We start from the raw sequence: 14,362 nt of genomic DNA, 5'->3' as shown, positions 1-14,362 counted from the left end.
CGGAGGATCTCTTCCTGGAATTCAGCTCAGGCTCTCCAGCAATCGCCAGAGTTCCAGCGGCGAAAATTCGGCGAATCGCGCCTTCACGTCGGGGACGGTCCATTCACGAAAAATCCAGGCGGAGGATCGCCGGATCTCTCCGGCGACGAAGTGCACGCGTCCTGCCGTGACCGGTCCGTCCTGGCGGGTCTCGAGATGCACCGACCACGTCGTGCCACCGCGGGCAAGATCGCCCATGTGGTCCGCGCTGGAGAGGTCGATGGTATCGGGTGACGGAGTGGTCATCGGTCTGCCCCAAAAGGTTCTCAAGGGTAGCCGAAGCTCGCGGCCTGCGCCAGCAGGAGCACTATATTGGGCGGCACCCGCCACAGCGGCGGGACTGATCCGGAGCGCAGGTGACCCCGACCCCGACGACATGTGCTCGCTGCGGCAACGCGGCGAGCGGTAATTTCTGCGCCGCCTGCGGAGCGCCGCTTGGCGCCGCCACGTGCTCGGCCTGTGGAACCACGCTCTCACCCAATGCCAGCTTCTGCCACAAGTGCGGCGCACCGGCCGGCGGCGGAGCGCGACCGGCGCCGGGCGCGACGTGGCCGGGACGCGGAGGTGCCGTTCCGCTCCCCGCGGGCGATCGCACGCCGTGGATGATCGCCGGGTTGCTGGTCGTGGTCGTGATCGTGGGTGTGGTCCTCGCGGCGCGGCATCGCAACGCGCCGGTGGTGCCGACGATGGCCAATGCCGGCAACGCGGTGCAGGGTGTCGCGGATGATCCGACCGCCAACGCACCGGCCGGGCGCGCCCCCGATATCTCCAGTCTCACGCCGAAGGAGCAGTACACCCGGCTCGTCGACCGGATTTCGCAGGCGATGGACAAGGGCGACACTGCGACGGTGATCACCTTCACTCCGATGGCACTCGGCGCTTACGCCAACCTCCCGGCCGGCGATCGCGACATCGACGCCCGGTTCCACGCCGCCATCCTCGAGGCGCAGGTCGGCATGTTCGACAACGCCAAGGCGCTCGCCGATACCATCATGCAACTCGCACCCGACGATCTCTTCGGCTACTACATCCGCGCGGCCGTCGCCGGATTTGCGGGTGATTCCGCCGCCGCAAAAAGTGCCCGCGCGGGATTCCGCTCCCATTTCGACGCCGAGATGAAGAAGCAGCGGCCGGAATACACCGAACATCTGGCGCTGCTGCAGCAGTATCGCCAGGGGGACGGAGCACACTGATGCCGCGGACGATCCGTGTGGCGCACTCACCCGATTCGGACGACGCCTTCATGTTCTACGCACTCGCCGAAGGGAAGATCGACACCGGCGACTTGCGCTACGAGCATGAACTGTCCGATATCGAATCGCTCAATCAGCGCGCCCGCCGCAAGGAGCTCGACGTCTCCGCCGTGTCGATTCACGCGTACGCGTATATCGCGCAGGACTACGCGCTGCTCAACAGCGGCTCATCGATGGGCGACGGATACGGGCCGCGCATTGTCGGTCGCGACGCGCCGGCCGGCGACCCGCGCGATGGCGTCCGCGGTCGCCGGATCGCGGTGCCGGGGCTGCTCACCACGGCGTATCTCGCGCTGCGACTCTATCAGCCCGAGTTCGATGCGGTGGTGGTGCCGTTCGACCAGATCGAGGACGCGGTGCATCGCGGCGAGGTCGATCTCGGACTCCTGATTCACGAGGGCCAGCTCACGTATGCCGATGACGGCCTGCAGCTGTGGGCCGATCTGGGCGAGTGGTGGCTGCACGACACCGGCTTCCCGCTGCCGCTCGGCGGCAACGCCGTCCGCCGCGACCTCGGTCCTGTCATCATCGACCAGGTCGCGCGCGACCTGCGAGACAGCATCGTCTACGGACTCGAGCACCGGCAACGCGCGCTTGATCACGCGCGGCAGTTCAACCGGGGCATTTCCGACGAGCGCACCGACACCTTCGTCGGCATGTACGTGAATCAGTGGACGGTGGACTACGGCGATCGCGGACGCGCGGCCGTCCAGTTGCTCCTCGACCGCGCCGCCGACGCGGGGATCATTCCGCAGCGGGTCGCCGTCGACTTTGCAGGCGTGTAACCGACCGGACAGGTCGAGGCCCCTCGCGATTCGCGGCCCAGTCGCAACCTTCCATCCCGGCCCGTTGGAGCCGATACCCATGAATCGGTACTGAAGCTTCGCTCTGCCCCGTCATCGGGGCAGTGGCGCGGCCATGGCGCCGCGCCCGGCCGTGGGAACGCCTCTTGCAAAGATTCCAGCGCCAGGGTCGGCGCAACGAAGCTGATGCTGGTCTCCCTGCTGCTCCCGCAGGGATCGTGATGCCGCTCTCGGAGGAATGATGTATTCAGCATCCACCTCGACCGCGCCAGGCGAAGTTTCGCTGGTCACGACGCTTGTCGTCGATGACGAAGAACCGGTCCGCGGGACGCTGCAGCGCTTTCTGACCAGCATCGGGCATGAAGTGGTCACCGCGGATTCTGCTGCGGGGGCGCTCGGCGAACTCGCGCGCCGCAAGGTCTCGTGCATTCTTCTCGATGTGCGCCTTCCCGACGGCTCCGGACTCGATCTCGTGCCGACATTGATCGCCAAGGAACCGCACGTCGCGATCCTGATGCTCACCGCCGTCAACGACGCTCACTCCGCCGCGCTCTGCATGCAGCGCGGAGCGATGGACTATCTCGTCAAGCCGGTCGACCTCTCCGAGCTGGAGCGCGCCATCGCGCGAGCGTTGGCGCGGCGGCGCGACCTGATCGAGCAGGCGGAAACGCAAGCGTGGTTGCAGCGCGAGATCGTCCAGCGCGGTGCCGAACTCCGTCGTGAACGCGGCAATCTCGAGCGCATCTCCGTCGCGACGCTCGAAGCGCTCGTCAATGCGCTGGAAGCGAAGGATCCCTATCTCCGCGGGCATTCGGCGCGCGTCGCCGATCTCTCCGCGATGGTCGCCGCCGAACTGGGGCTCAACGACGAACAGGTCGAACTGGTGCGGACAGCTGGCCGGTTGCACGATATCGGCAAGATCGGCATTCGCGAATCGGTCCTCGGGAAGCGCGGACCGCTCAGCGAAGAGGAATTCGAGCACGTGCGCTCGCATGTGACGATCGGTGCACAGATCCTCGCGCCGCTCACCCACCTGCGCGACGTGATCGGCTACGTCCGGTCGCATCACGAGCGCGCCGACGGCACCGGCTACCCCGACGGACTGAGCGGCGACGCCATCCCGATCGGCGCCAGGATCCTCGGCGCAGCCGAAGTGTACGATGCGCTCACTACCGCGCGGCCGTATCAGGAAAAGATGTCGCCCGAAGAAGCGGTGGGACGGATGCGGGACCTCACCGGCACCGTGATCGATGGTGATGTGCATCGCGCTCTCGCCGCCGTGGTCGCACGGCGCAAGACGCTGGTCTTCCTCGACGAGCGCGAATCGCTGCAGTAGGCACAAAGAGATCCCTCCCTCGCGCGATCGGGCACCCTGATCGCCGGGACCACCGCGCATCCTTGGCGTCATGCAACGCGGGATGGTCCTGATCGAACTCATCTTCACCCTGGCGGTCGCCGCAATTGTGGCGGCGTTCGGTTTCGTGCGCCTGGCGTCGATCACCGACGCCGCCACGACCAACGAGGCGACGCAGCGTGTGGTCACGCTGCTTGACGCGGCACGCGGCGCCGCCGTCAGGCTCGATGGCGTGGCGATCGTTGCACTCTCCGATTCCGTCTATGCGGTTCGCGTCGTGCAGGGAACCGACACCATCGCGGCGTGGAACGAGACCGGATCGCATCGCGACGGCATCACCCTGAGCGGCGTCGGTGCGCCGATTCGATTCGGCCCGGCGGGAATCGCCGTCGGTGCAGCGAACCGGACCCTGGTGATCGGGAAGGGCTCGGCACAGCGACGAATCGTCCTGTCACGCCTCGGCCGGCTCGAGTACTAGTCGGTCGATGGCAAGTGGTAGCGGCGGATCTTGGCGAGCAGCGTCGACCGGGCGATGCCAAGCAACAAGGCGGCCTGGCGCTTGTTGCCACGAGTGAAATGCAGCACGGCGGCGATGTGCCGTGCCTCGGCCGAGTCGAGGCGTTCCGGACTCGGGCGTGCGGCGGCGTCGGCGATGATGAAGTCCGCACCGGCCGCAACCCCATCGGGCACGGTGGCGACCTCGTGATCGACCACCACATGCCCCGCGCGCTGCAACGCGTCGCGCAGCGCGGTCACGTCATCGCGATCGGGGTCGGACACGAGGAGCTGGATATGCAGCGGATGCATCGCCGGAAGCTATCGTCGAGCCCCGACCGCCGTCAGGGCGGATTGCCACGCGACCGCGCAGGCGATCTCCCCCACGAATTAGCTTCAGGGCTTCATGGTCTCCTCACGATGAATCCCCAGCTCGATATCCCCGGGCTCACGGTCGGAGCCGAGGTCCATCACGCGTTTCTGGTGCTTGACGTCGTCGCCAAGGGCGGCGACCACCCCCGAACCACGCTGGTGCTCGGCAACCGCTCAGGAAAGATCGAATCCGCGCCGTTCTGGGCCGGGCGCGACGAGATCATTCGCGGCGTGGTCAAGGGCCACATCGTCCAGGTGGTCGGGAAGATCACGTCGTATCGCGACGGCGTGCAGCTCGATGCTGCGTCGGTCCGTCCGCTGCCAAAGGGGGCGATTCCGCTTGCCGATCTCGTTCCGAGCGTCGGTCCGGTGGATCGGTACTGGCAGTTCATCGACGACGCGCGCGACAAGCTCACTGCCCCGCGGATCAGGGCGGTGCTCGATCTTTTCTACGCCGACGATCAGTTCCGCGCACGATACGGCGAGTGCCCCGGCGCACCGGGGACCGGCCACCACGCCCGGCTCGGCGGATTGCTGCAGCACACGTGCGAGGTCCTCGCGATCGCGATGCAGATTGCCCGGGTCGCCAAGGCTGATCTCGAACTGGTCCTCGCGGGCGTGCTGCTGCACGACATCGGCAAGCTCGAGGCGTACCGCTGGGACGGCGGTGTCTTCGAGACGACCGAGCGCGGACGGCTGATCGGCCACGTGGTCCAGGGAGTGATGAAGTTGCGCGACGCTGTCCAGTCGGTCGATCCGTCGCCGTGTACCCTCGACGAAGCGATGCTCCTCGAGCATCTCATCCTCGCGCACCACGGGCGGCTCGAATACGGCTCGCCGGTGCAGCCGGCCACGCTCGAAGCCGAGATCCTGCATTTCGCGGACGATGCGAGCGCCAAGACCGCGTCCATCGTCGAAGCGTATCAGTCGGTCGACGTGTTTCCGGAGAACGCGCGCGTCGCATCGAAGAAGCTCTGGCAGCTCGACAACCGCTGGCTGGTACGAATTGCCGCGGATTTTGGCCGAGGACGCACTGACGATGACGCCACCGGCTGAACGTCAGCCGTCGCTTCGTTACCATCAAGGAATTAGTTCGAACAAAAAAAGAAACGGCCGACCAGGTTGACTGATCGACCGCTTCGCATGGAGGCGCGACGCTCGGGGGCGCTGCGACAACATGGGCGCTACGGGTCAGAGCGGCTCGCGGACCACTCGCTCGCACGGCTCTCCGAGGCGCCAGATCGGAGAGGATGAGACGCGCGAAAACGCCCCATCGGTACCACCAAACCCAAGGTACCGACAAGCAAGAATCGCGCAAGTGCCTGATTTTATTCGGGTTAGCTCACTTAATGCGGATCAGCTGTGGGTTCGAAGTGCAGTCAAAAGAGCGACTTCCGGACCTTGTCCACGAATTGTGGAGATGTTGATCAACATACCCACAGCTGGTTGAGCGGCTCTATCCTCGGAACATTTTGCCAGTAACGGGCAAATCGATGTCCAGTTTTCGCACCAGCATCAGGCGAACGCCCTCGTAGATGCGGATTGCCTGGACCGCCGACTCGGAAATCGATTCGATTCTGGCGAAATCGGGCTTCGCGTTGGCCATGAGCGTGCTACCGTCGTGCTCGCAGGCACGGAGGGCGGTGCCGAGGGTGTCCAGAGCGGCGCGATATTGATGAAGCGCCTGATCCCCGGCGGGCGAATTGGTGTGCATCGACGATATCAGGCGTGTGTCACGGTCGGCGCCGACGGCGCCGGCGCGACAGGCACGGGGCAGTTGCCGACCCGCCGACAGCGACACCCCTGTCATCCCCGACGCCTGGGCGCGGATGACGCGCGCATGGATCCCGGCAATGAGGTCAAGCGAGTCGCGCAGCATCAGCATGTCGTCGCGCAACGTCCTCTTTTCGGGAGTGAGCTTTCCCGGCTGGAGGATGTCTGCCGTCGGTGATTGTGCAGCGGCGGATGCCGCGGCGATCGGAGCGATGCCAATCAGCATTGCAGCAGTCCAGCGAATCATCTGCTTCACGAATCGATTCCCACCTCGATATAACGGTGTGTGGCGTCGGCTCCCTCGTCGCCGATGAAGAGTGCCCCTCCCGACGACGCCGCGAACCACCCGGCGATCAAGCGGCGCGGGCCGTCGAGCTCCTGAATGATCGGCGCGAGCCATCGCCGCATGTGTCGCAATTCCGGGGCGCGCCGGCCGAGTTGAGCCATCATTGCGCCGGCGCCCCCAGTTGCGCGGAGAAAATGCGCCAGCGCCTGCGCCCGCTCTCCAAACGCAATTCCCATCACGCCTGGTTCGTCGAGGATCAGTTCGCCTTCGAACGGGTCGACCGGCGGCGCATCAAGGCGCGGTCCGAGGAAGACCCAGCGCCGACCGTCGGCGGTCTTGCGTTCGACAACTGCAGCCGCGGTTTCACTGGTGAGCCGGCCGGCGTGGAGCAGGTCGTCGTCGGGGAGAAGCCCCACGACCCGGGTCCACTCGAGCGCAGCGAGCGACTGTTCGACGGGACATCCCACCGTGTCGTCGTAGGCCAGGATCCGTGGCGCGTCCCCGGCCCGCACAATGCAGTGGGCCAGCGCCTCGGCGTGGTCGCTGAAGGTACGAATGACGAGCGCGGTGGGGACGGACATCTTGGGATGATAGTGTGGGACCGCCCCGCAGCCCAGACCCCAGTCTTGCCCGATGCGCCACGGGGTCGCATCGTTAGTGCGGGGTTTCGTTCCACCACTGTGGGAGGATGCAGCGCCATGCCGAAGGGGACAGTGAAGTGGTTCAATGACGCGAAGGGTTTTGGCTTCATCGCGCAAGAAGGTGGCAAGGATGTCTTCGTCCATTTTTCCGCCATCGCAGCGAGCGGATTCCGATCGCTTGCCGAGGGAGATCAGGTCGAGTTCGACATCGTCGAAGGACCGAAGGGCCTGCAGGCCGCCAACGTCACGAAACTCGCCTCGTAGTTTGTCCTCCGTCCGCATCTCCGCAGGATGACCGACCTTCGATCACTGCGGAGCCGGGTAACAGCGGGGACGGTACTCCTCCTGCTGCTGGTCTTCGCAATGACCTTTCTCGGGGTCTCTGCGATGGACTCCCTCGGAGATGCGGTACGTGATGAGCTCACTGCGCTGCAGCAGCGGGATCTTCTCGCGCAGACCATGACGCATGATGTCGTCGCTGCCGTGCGCGCCGGCGACGTCCTCGCCGCTCGTCCCGATTCGCTGGCACAGTCGCGACTCGACTCGGCGTTCGCGTCGCTCCGCGTCACCAGCCGCTCCTATCAGCAGTTCGATCTCACCGGTACCGAACTCACCGTGGTCGGTCGGATCGGGACGCTGTCGCGCGAACTCGAGCGACGTTCACCGGGCGGTGCCGCACCCGACGAGCCGGGGCGAAATGCCGCCGCCGATTCGCTGATGGAGGAAGTACGCGCCCTGACCGCGGTGCAGTCCGTCGCTGCCGCGGATCAGAATGACAGACTGGCGCAGCGCAGCGCCGATCGCCGGAAAATCATCTGGATCCTCTTTGCGGCAGCACTGGTAATCGGGGTCGTCTCTGCAGTCGCGACGCTCAACGCGGTGGTCCAGCCGCTGGCACGCCTCGCCCGAGCGACCGAGCGCGTTGGCTCCGGCGACCTTCGCCCGAGCGACGTGGGACAGATGCCGCAGGAACTCGGGCTCCTCGCCGCATCAGTGCAGAAAATGAGTCAGGGGCTTCGCGCCATCGTGGGAAGCGTCGCCGATGTGTCCGCATCGCTGACCGACAACGCGTCGCATCTCTCCGGTCGATCGAGCCAGCTGTCGGAAAGCGCTCGCCAGGTGTCGCGCGCGATCGGCGAAGTGTCGGCCAGCGCCGAGCGTCAGGCCTCCGCGATGCGCCAGAGCGATAACCTGCTCGGCGACCTTCGAGCCGCCGCCGCACGGAGCGCCGGCGCGGGGCAGCGCGTCGTTGCGGTCGCCGACGCGATTCGCCGCACCGCTGCAACGCATCAAGTTCATCTCGGCGCTGCGTCAGCGACGCTGATCGAATTGCACGAGGTCGTGGCCAGGACGACCGAATCCGTTGGCCGCCTCACCGCGTCGGCGGAGGCCGTCCAGGAATTCGTGTCACTGACGGGGCAGCTCGCGGCGCAGACCGAACTGCTGGCGCTGAACGCCGCGATCGAGGCGGCGCGTGCCGGCGAAGCCGGGGACGGATTTGCCGTCGTCGCCGGCGAAATCAGACAACTCGCCGAGACCAGCGCCGAGGGAGCGCGCCGCATCGCCAAGACCGTGGCGACGCTGCAGGAGCAGGTGCACCTCGTCGCGGACACCGTGTCGGCGGGGAAGGATCGGGTCGCCGGCGTCGAGGACGTTGCCGGCGGCGTCACCCGCGCGCTGGCGGAGATCGTCAAGGCGGTGGAAGAGGTCAGCCAGGCTGCCGGCACCGTCGCCCGCGAAGCGGCAGCGCATCGTGAGCTGGCGGATCAGCTCGCCGCGACAGCCGCCGATGTGGCGCGGTCGGCGCAGGGAAATGCCTTCGCCGCGCAAGCAGTCACCGACAGCGCGGAAGAGCAATCGGTCGCGACGCAGGAAATCGCGGCCTCGGCCACCAGTGTGGTCGGCACGGCCGACCGCCTCACCCGCCTGGTGAAAGGCTTCCGGGTCTAGCGCTTCTTCGCGGGCTTGTGCGCCGGCTTGGCAGCGGCGTGCTTGGCCGGCGCGGCCTTGGACGCAGCCTTTACCGGCACCGCCTTCTTGGCCATGACCTTCTTCACCGGCGCCGGCGCTGCCTTGGGCTTCGGCTTGGCCGGAGGAGGCGGCGGCGGTGGCGGACGCTTCGATGCCGGTTTGAGTTGGATCCCCTTGGGGCGGTGAGGCACCTTCGGAGCCTCGACCTTGGGGGGTGCCGGCTTCGGCGGCGGGGGGGGTCTCGGCGGCCGCTTGGCAACCACTCCCCGGAGCTCGTCGAGGACGGTGTCTACTTCCTCAGGAGTGAGGAGGTTACGTCGCACACCGAAACGGAGCAATTCCTCCGCATGCTGGAGCTGGAACTCTTCCAGGCCGGCGGCGGAGCGGCAGAGCGCGACCATCGCGTTGGCAACCGGGCTCCGCAGAACCGCGGCAATGCCCGGGAGCGCTTCCATCAGCGACGAAATCTGGGGTGCAGCCAATTCGGTCACAGGAACCCTCGAAAACGGCGAACGTAGACGCCCAGCGGGGGTGGCGTCAAGAGAACGACCACCTGAGACTCTTGACGGATTGGCCGGAATACCGTAGGTAGGAAGGGTCCCTCCCCCAGCACTCAGCGTGGAAAGGACTGCCCTTGGGCCGTCGCCACGTCAAGGAATTCCGCCCAGATGAAGCTCTCTCCCTGATCAGCGCCGACCGTCAGGGGCGGGCCATGGCGTGCCCGTGTTGTGGCGCGGCAGGGGTCGACCGCAGCCCGTGCCGCCCGTGCGATGGCCACTCGGTCAGCGGACCGGTGACCCTCACCTGCCCCACCTGCGGCCGGGTCGTGACCTACGTTGATCGCGCGGGGGAAGTCGGCAGCCGGCAGCAATGAGCCGCGGCGCGAATCCTACCTCGGAACGGTGAACAGCCGGTTCCACCGCACCCGGGTCAGGAAAGCCATCTTGCGGAGACTCTCGGGGTTGTAGCTGAAATAGACCAGCAGCGGACGGCCGAGCACGTTCGCCCTCGGCAGGAAACCCCAGTAACGTCCATCGTAGGAATCGTCACGATTGTCGCCCATCACGAAGAGCGAGTCGTGGGGGACGATGACCGGACCCCAGTCGTGGAGATCGGGGTCATACCGCGGCGGAACTCGTCCGGCGAAATGCTTCACCTGCCAGTCCCGCATCCGCGCCCGGGCCACCAGATCGGCGCTTCCCATCGGATCGCTGCTCACGGCGTACGGTTCGTCGAGCGCCGCACCGTTGCGATAGACGGTGCCGTGTCGCATGGCGATCGTGTCGCCCGGGATCCCGATCAGTCGCTTCACGATCTTCATCCCGTCGCCCTCGACCGAATCGAAGACGAGGATATCGCCGCGCTCCGGCTCACGAACCTCGGGAAGATGCGTGTGGATCAGCGGGACTTCCGCGCCGTAGAGGAACTTGTTGACGAAGAGGAAATCGCCGATGAGGAGCGTGTTCTCCATGCTCCCCGACGGAATGGTGAAGGCCTCGACCACGAAGGTCCGGAGAAAGAGCCACACGACCAGCGCGATCGCGATGGACTTGAGCCACTCGAGGAACCAGCGCGCGATGGATGCTCCGCGACGCGCCGCGCTCGTCATTCCTCAGTCCTTCCAGTCCGCGATGAAGATGTTGATCTCTCCCGGTTCCCTGGCATGACGGCTGGAGATCCACACCAGTTTCTTTCCGTCGGGTGAGAAGATCGGGAAGCCGTCGAATTCGCTTGACGTGGTGATCTTCTCCAATCCACTCCCATCGGTACCGACGAGGTAGAGGTCGAAGTTCCCACCGTGCGGGTCTTCGTAGTTGGATGTGAAGATGATTCGCTTGCCATCGGGAGAGAAATACGGCGCCCAGTTGGCCCCGCCCAGGTGCGTCACCTGGCGCGGCGCGGACCCGTCGGCATGCGCGGTCCAGATTTCGAGCGCCGCTGGCCGGACGAGGTTCTGCGCCAGCAGGTGGCGATAGTCCGCCGAATCTGCAGCGGTGACCGGATAGGCGGCACGCCAGACGATCTCGCGGCCGTCGCGCGAGAAGAAGGCGCCGCCGTCGTAGCCGATCCGGTTGGTGATCCGGCGCACACCGGTACCGTCGGCGTTCATGGTATAGAGGTCGATATCCCCATCACGCGTCGACGTGAAGATCAGCCGCTTCCCGTCGACGGAGGCGGTCGTTTCGGCGTTGTATCCGCCGGTCTTCGTCAGGGCGCGCAGTCCCGACCCATCGCGGTTGGCGGTGTAGAGCTCAAAGTGACTGAGCGGCCAGATGTAGCCGAGGGCGGGATCCGGCATCGGTGGACACGCCGAATCAAACGCGAAAGTCGAGCTGTAGAGGATCTGGCGGTCGCGATCGATGAAATATCCGCAGGTGGTGCGCCCCTTCCCGTCCGACACGCGGTGCATCCCCGATCCATCGATGTTGATCACGTATTCCTGATCACAGCCGACGTTGCGATCGACGCTCTCCTTCCGCTGGAAGATCAGCTGCCGTCCGTCGGCGGAGAAATACGCTTCGGCATTGTTGCCGCCGAACGTCAGTTGCCGGATGTTTGCGAGATGCCGTTCGCCCGGCTCCGGCGCCACGTAGACGCTGGACGCGCCGGTTGCCCCTCGCGTCATCGGAGCCGGTGAAGGCGATGCGCCACAACCAACCGACATCAGTGCAGCGCCGATCCCGAACCATGACTTCCCGATTGTTCCCTCGCGGCTGAGTGCGGCAGGAAAATGGGGGGTCGTGGCCCGGGAGCCCAGAGGGACGCAGGGGTGGCTATTCGTATCGCAAGGCGCGCGTCGGCTCGATCCGCGATGCGCGGACCGCCGGGACGAGACCCGCCACGAACGCCACAGCGGCAAGCGTCACCACCGCGAGTGACAGCGCGATCGGGTCGTATCCCTGCATTTGATAGAGCTGAGCCTGTGCCAGCCGCCCCAGGGCCACCGCCGCCCCGACACCGATGACCGCGCCGATCAGTGTCATCATTGCGACCTGTCCCAGGACCATCGACCGCACGCGCCACGGGGCGGCGCCGAGCGCCATGCGGACGCCGATCTCGCGAGTGCGCTGCGCGACGGTGTACGCAAGGACGCCATACAGGCCGATCGCCGCGAGCAGCGTTGCGAGGCCGGCGAACGCCCCCGAGAAGATGCTGATGAAACGGTCGAGATAGACGTTCTGGCGCACCTGTTCGGGCATGGTGCGAAGGTCCTCCACCGGCAGGTTCGGATCGATCGCCGCGATCACCTTGGGAATCGTCGCGACCATCCGTCGCGGATCGAGCGACGTGCGCACGTAGAACGACGCCGACCCGATGCCGCTGTCCTGCGCAATTGGCGTGAAGTAGACCGGCGGGATCTGGTCCTTGACGTCGCTGTACTTCGCGTCGCGGACCAGGCCGACGATCTCGATGTCGTATTTCCTGCTCGATTCGTCCATCCGCTTGCCGACGGGGTTGGCGCCAAGGTTGAACTTCTTCGCGAAGGCCTGGTTGACGATGGCGACTTTCGGCGCGCCGAGGAAATCGGCCTCGGTGAACTCGCGACCAGTCATTACCGGGACGCCGAGGGTACTGAAGTAGCCGGGACTGACCATGTTGCGGCGCGAGTTGTTGTCGACGTCGGGACCGGTGGCGAACCCTTCGACATCAACGTCGTTCCCCCAATTGCTGTTGGCGAGCAGCGGAACCTGCGAGCTCGTCACCGCGGTCACGCCGGGCTCGTGCCGCAAGCGGTCCTCCACCTGCTGCATCAGCTGCAGCGTGCGCGGGTAGGCGTAGCCGTTCCGCGACGGCGACAGCCCGAAGGTGACGACGCGATCGATCTTCACGCCGAGATCGGTGCGGGAGATGTTCGCCAGCGATCGCGCGAACAACCCGGCAGCGCCGAGGAGCGCCATCGACAGCGCGATCTGCGCAGTCGCGAGCGTACTCCGCCAGCGCGCCGCCGCTCGTCCCCCGCCGGGCTGTCCCGTGCTGGCACGCAATCCGGCGATGAGGTCGGGACGGGTGGCGTGGATCGCCGGAAAGAGCCCGAAGACGATCGCGGTCCCGATCGCGAGCGACGCCGTGAAGAAGATGACCGCCCCATCGAGATGGACGTCGAAGGTCTGCGCCGCAAAGTCGGGGAGCAGATGCGCCATCGCGCCGAGGGTCGCGCGCGCAACGCCCAGGCTCGCGATCCCGCCAACCAGTCCGAGGATGCACGATTCCACCAGCAGCTGCATCACCATCTGGGTGCGGCTTCCGCCGATCGACATCCGCACCGCCATCTCGCCGGCGCGAGAGGCGCCGCGGACCAGCAGGAGATTCGCGATGTTGGCACACGCGATGAGCAGGACGAACGCGGTAATGGCAAGGAGGAAGGTGAGCGGACCCTTGGCATCCTTCCCGACGGTGCTCTGCCCCTGAAATCCCGGGGCAAGGGTGAGCACCTTGGCGCGGAACTTCGCCATCGTCGGCGCGCTCATTCCCTGCTGGAGCGGTGCCTCGACGTTGGTGAGAATCGCGTGGTACGGCACGTTGATCGCGGCCGACGCCTTGTCGATCGAGATCCCGGGCTTGAGCCGCGCGAACAGATAGATCCAGTAGCTTCGCCGATTGTCGAATCCCTTCCATCCCGGAATCAGGATCCCACGCATCGTGATCGGCATGAAGACGCTCGGTCGTGACCCGATCGTCGTTCCGGTGAAGCCTCGCGGCGCGACACCGATGATCGTCATCGATTCGCCGTTGACGATCACCGACTGATTCAGGACGGTGGGATCGCCGCCGAAGGTGTTGGTCCAGTAGTCGTACGACAGCACCGCGACACGCGACGCGCCCGGCGCCTGGTCGTCGTCCCGACCGAGCAGCCGACCGATCACGGGGTTGAGCCCGAGGACCTGGAAGTAGCTCCCCGAGACCATCATCGCCTCGGCGCTTTCGGTGTGATTCCGGGCCGCGAGGTTCGCGTCGAAGACGACGTGCGCAGCGATCCCCGTGAATGGCGTCTGCTCGCGCTCGAGATCGCGAAACATCGGGTACGAGAAGACCACGTCGCAGCCACCGGCGAGACCGCACGATTGACTTCCAGGATTCGGACCGGGGGCGCCGAGATTCACCAGCCGATCGGGGTGCAGCACCGGCAGCGGCCGCAACAGGAGCTGGTTGAACAGCGAGAAGATCGCGGTATTCGCGCCGATGCCGAGTGCGAGTGATGCAATCGCGACGCTGGTCACGAATGGCGTCTTGAGCAGCAGCCGGAATGCGAACTTGAGGTTGATCATGGCAGGGTCCAACGAAATGAGTATTCCTGTTGGACGCGTCAAGCGGCGGATTCGTTGCGAAACAAAGCGGCCGGACTCTCACGAGTCCGGCCGCCGTGATCGATCAAC

General features: G+C 65.9%; 15 protein-coding genes. 7 read left to right on the top strand and 8 right to left on the bottom strand.

Translation table 11 applies throughout. From position 1 onward, the window contains the following. Positions 1 to 21: 21 nt before the first annotated feature. On the bottom strand, positions 22 to 285 hold the full coding sequence (locus VGM20_14595; protein HEY4102097.1) for a hypothetical protein: 264 nt from the start codon (positions 283 to 285) through the stop codon (positions 22 to 24). 110 nt (positions 286 to 395) lie between these two features. On the opposite strand from VGM20_14595, the gene VGM20_14590 reads away from it, so the two are divergent. From VGM20_14590 to VGM20_14575, 4 genes are all read left to right on the top strand, one after another. Further along, on the top strand, positions 396 to 1,232 hold the full coding sequence (locus VGM20_14590) for a zinc ribbon domain-containing protein (GenBank protein HEY4102096.1): 837 nt from the start codon (positions 396 to 398) through the stop codon (positions 1,230 to 1,232). Continuing rightward, complete coding sequence (locus tag VGM20_14585; GenBank protein ID HEY4102095.1) at positions 1,232 to 2,077, top strand: MqnA/MqnD/SBP family protein; 846 nt, start codon at positions 1,232 to 1,234, stop codon at positions 2,075 to 2,077. The genes VGM20_14590 and VGM20_14585 overlap by 1 nt, the downstream gene beginning before the upstream one ends. A gap of 259 nt (positions 2,078 to 2,336) precedes the next feature. Continuing rightward, positions 2,337 to 3,431, top strand: a complete 1,095-nt coding sequence (locus VGM20_14580) for an HD domain-containing phosphohydrolase (protein ID HEY4102094.1) — start codon at positions 2,337 to 2,339, stop codon at positions 3,429 to 3,431. A gap of 70 nt (positions 3,432 to 3,501) precedes the next feature. Next, positions 3,502 to 3,927, top strand: a complete 426-nt coding sequence (locus VGM20_14575) for a prepilin-type N-terminal cleavage/methylation domain-containing protein (protein HEY4102093.1) — start codon at positions 3,502 to 3,504, stop codon at positions 3,925 to 3,927. Here the strand turns inward: VGM20_14575 and VGM20_14570 are convergent. Beyond that, positions 3,924 to 4,256, bottom strand: a complete 333-nt coding sequence (locus VGM20_14570) for a helix-turn-helix domain-containing protein (GenBank protein HEY4102092.1) — start codon at positions 4,254 to 4,256, stop codon at positions 3,924 to 3,926. The two genes, VGM20_14575 and VGM20_14570, sit on opposite strands and share 4 nt — an antisense overlap. Positions 4,257 to 4,364: 108 nt before the next feature. Here VGM20_14570 and VGM20_14565 point away from each other — a divergent pair, with 108 nt between their 5' ends. Further along, positions 4,365 to 5,372 (top strand): HD domain-containing protein, encoded by a 1,008-nt coding sequence (locus tag VGM20_14565; GenBank protein HEY4102091.1) that lies wholly within the window; start codon positions 4,365 to 4,367, stop codon positions 5,370 to 5,372. Positions 5,373 to 5,772: 400 nt separating this feature from the next. On the opposite strand, the gene VGM20_14560 is transcribed toward VGM20_14565, so the two are convergent. Both VGM20_14560 and VGM20_14555 read right to left on the bottom strand, forming a co-directional pair. Continuing rightward, positions 5,773 to 6,201: a hypothetical protein gene (locus VGM20_14560; protein HEY4102090.1), complete on the bottom strand. Its 429-nt coding sequence runs from the start codon at positions 6,199 to 6,201 to the stop codon at positions 5,773 to 5,775. Positions 6,202 to 6,341: 140 nt separating this feature from the next. Further along, entirely contained in the window at positions 6,342 to 6,956 is a 615-nt protein-coding gene (locus tag VGM20_14555) for a hypothetical protein (protein HEY4102089.1), read from the bottom strand. 117 nt (positions 6,957 to 7,073) lie between these two features. Here VGM20_14555 and VGM20_14550 point away from each other — a divergent pair, with 117 nt between their 5' ends. Together VGM20_14550 and VGM20_14545 are read left to right on the top strand one after the other, a co-directional pair. Further along, the gene (locus VGM20_14550; GenBank protein HEY4102088.1) at positions 7,074 to 7,280 is read left to right on the top strand and encodes a cold-shock protein; all 207 of its coding nucleotides are present in this window, start codon (positions 7,074 to 7,076) and stop codon (positions 7,278 to 7,280) included. 27 nt (positions 7,281 to 7,307) lie between these two features. Then, a complete protein-coding gene (locus tag VGM20_14545; GenBank protein HEY4102087.1) occupies positions 7,308 to 8,966 on the top strand; it encodes a methyl-accepting chemotaxis protein in 1,659 nt (552 codons plus the stop codon). On the opposite strand, the gene VGM20_14540 is transcribed toward VGM20_14545, so the two are convergent. From VGM20_14540 to VGM20_14525, 4 genes are all read right to left on the bottom strand, one after another. Further along, positions 8,963 to 9,478, bottom strand: a complete 516-nt coding sequence (locus tag VGM20_14540) for a hypothetical protein (GenBank protein HEY4102086.1) — start codon at positions 9,476 to 9,478, stop codon at positions 8,963 to 8,965. The genes VGM20_14545 and VGM20_14540 overlap by 4 nt on opposite strands. Positions 9,479 to 9,876: 398 nt before the next feature. Next, positions 9,877 to 10,596, bottom strand: coding sequence for a signal peptidase I (gene lepB / locus VGM20_14535; protein ID HEY4102085.1), 720 nt, complete (start codon positions 10,594 to 10,596; stop codon positions 9,877 to 9,879). A 3-nt stretch (positions 10,597 to 10,599) separates the two neighbouring features. Next, positions 10,600 to 11,613, bottom strand: a complete 1,014-nt coding sequence (locus tag VGM20_14530) for a hypothetical protein (GenBank protein ID HEY4102084.1) — start codon at positions 11,611 to 11,613, stop codon at positions 10,600 to 10,602. A gap of 148 nt (positions 11,614 to 11,761) precedes the next feature. Further along, positions 11,762 to 14,254 carry an ABC transporter permease gene (locus VGM20_14525; protein ID HEY4102083.1) on the bottom strand — a complete coding sequence of 831 codons (2,493 nt, stop codon included), beginning with the start codon at positions 14,252 to 14,254 and terminating at the stop codon, positions 11,762 to 11,764. Between the last annotated feature and the right edge of the window lie 108 nt (positions 14,255 to 14,362).

It is taken from the genome of Gemmatimonadales bacterium, from assembly GCA_036500345.1.
In the GTDB taxonomy this organism is placed as follows: domain Bacteria; phylum Gemmatimonadota; class Gemmatimonadetes; order Gemmatimonadales; family GWC2-71-9; genus Palsa-1233.
Note: the sequence above shows the minus strand (reverse complement) of the source record. Positions and strands in the feature narration are given on the sequence as shown.